Below are 1,896 nucleotides of genomic sequence, written 5' to 3' on the forward strand. Positions count from 1 at the left end.
GCCAAAGCCGCCGCCGAGAACGCGCTGCACTACCTCGGTAAGACGGACCGCATCGGCGCCCTATCGGGACGCGGGTACTGCTATGTCGACACCGGGACACACGCCTCCGCCCTAGGCGAAGGCGACTTCTTCACCCTCCCGCACCCCGCCATCCACCTCAGCGCGCCATCCGAGGAACTGCACCACGCCAAGCAACACGAAGAACAAGACTGGCGGGCGCACTGGGAATACGAAGCCCGCGCCACGCGATGAACCGCGCACCAACGCCAACACCGCTCCTTTCCTGGCGACACACCCGGGGCGCAGGCGAGGGTGTGGTTGCGGTGAAGTCTGGTTCGAGGCGGGAGATGGTGTTGGGGCCGCATGCAAGTGTTGGCCGGCGGCGGTGTTGGTGCCGTGGCCAGGATCGTCTGACGTAGAGGCATTGCGCCACGGAGGTTATTGAATTGTGCCTGACCCGCCACCGATACCTTTCAACTCAGCTGCGGCAGTGCCGGAGACGACCGAGTTCACCGTTGCGGCGTTTCACGCTTCGTGGTGGGTCCAAGCCAACTCGAGCACTCGCCGACCGGTGTGCGCTATCGTCGACTGCGCCTAACTCAATGCATGAAGCCTGGTAGGCCGGGAATTCCCGGGATCCCGAAACCCCCACCGCCGTGGCCTTCACCTCCGTGGCCTTCACCTCCGTGGCCGCCACCGCCGTGGCCGCCACCCCCATGCCCTGGAGGACCGAAGATCGGTGGCAGTGGGATAACGATCGGCGGCGCGGGCGGGGGTGGCGGAACTGCGGGAGCCACAGGCACCGGAGCGGGAACCGGAGCCACAGGCACCGGACGGGGAGCCGGAGCCGCGGGGACCCGAACCTCAGGAGCCGGAGCCGGGGCAGGAGCCGCGGGGGCCGGCGCCGGGACTGCCGGGACTTGCGGCGCCTGCTTCGTAGGGATGACCATGTTCTGGCCGGGGCTGGGCTGCTGATGGACCGTCGGCCGGATGCTGGTCGCCAGCGCTACCACCAGCGCCACGACCCCGACAACGAAGACCGCCATGAAGGCGCTACCAGGCAGCCATAACGATCTGCGTCCTTGCTCCTCGCGATCGGCGCTCGGTTCGGCGAATGCGCCGGTCAGGAAGTCTCTCTCGTCCCCGGCAGCCGTATAGGTGTCGGCGTTGTCGTCCGCGAGCACGCTGTAGGCGACGCCCCCGTCGCCCGTGCCCGCGGTGCGCGGAATCGGACCGTACACGGGAACAATCGCATCCGGCTCCAGCACACCGGTATCGGGATCCTGAGCATAGGCCAGCGCTGCAGTGGACGACGCGAACAACGGCGCGTTCGCCGAAGCCAGCGCCGCGCCGCGCGCAAGCGCCGTCTCCGGTTCCTCGGGTGCGTTCACCGGAAGTGATGCGCGGTCTCCAGCGCCGGTTTGATCAGCGGGACATCCACTCCAGAGCCGACGACGAACACACCATCCGGGTGTGTGTTCAGCCCCTCAGCACCCGAAACCAGCCGAACCAGCTCGGCCATGGCCTCGTCATCGCCTTCGGGCAGCGGTCGTCGGTGCACATCGGCTATCGAACCGTCGGCGCTGTCGACCACGGCCAAGGTCGCGGTATCGGGCTCCACGAACAGCAGTGCGGTATGCGCGTAGCCGGTCGCGTTGCCAACCGTCTGTGCCAATGCGGCCGCGGCCAGAAACGCCGAGACCAGCATGACGTTCTCGATCTTGCGACTAGCCAGCGCATCGCGCAGCGCCGCGGCCTCGAGTTGGTCGCTATAGGTCACCCCGGTCGACAGCAACTGATAGCCACTCTCGGCGGCGCCGGTCGTGTCCCTGCCGCGGTGTAAAAGAATCCGGACGTAGGTTCCCTCGAAGACCGGCAAGTCTGATGGAAGGAGCA

2 pseudogenes are annotated in these 1,896 nt (G+C 67.2%); one reads left to right on the top strand and one right to left on the bottom strand.

The annotated features are described in order from the left end of the window. Nucleotides 1-252 (top strand): annotated as a pseudogene (locus AWC17_RS03985) (NAD(P)/FAD-dependent oxidoreductase); the annotation flags it as partial. A gap of 347 nt (nt 253-599) precedes the next feature. On the opposite strand, the pseudogene AWC17_RS34100 reads toward AWC17_RS03985, so the two are convergent. Continuing rightward, nucleotides 600-1,780: pseudogene (locus AWC17_RS34100) on the bottom strand (DUF7159 family protein). Between the last annotated feature and the right edge of the window lie 116 nt (nt 1,781-1,896).

The sequence above is a fragment of the Mycobacterium nebraskense genome, assembly GCF_002102255.1.
GTDB lineage: Bacteria > Actinomycetota > Actinomycetes > Mycobacteriales > Mycobacteriaceae > Mycobacterium > Mycobacterium nebraskense.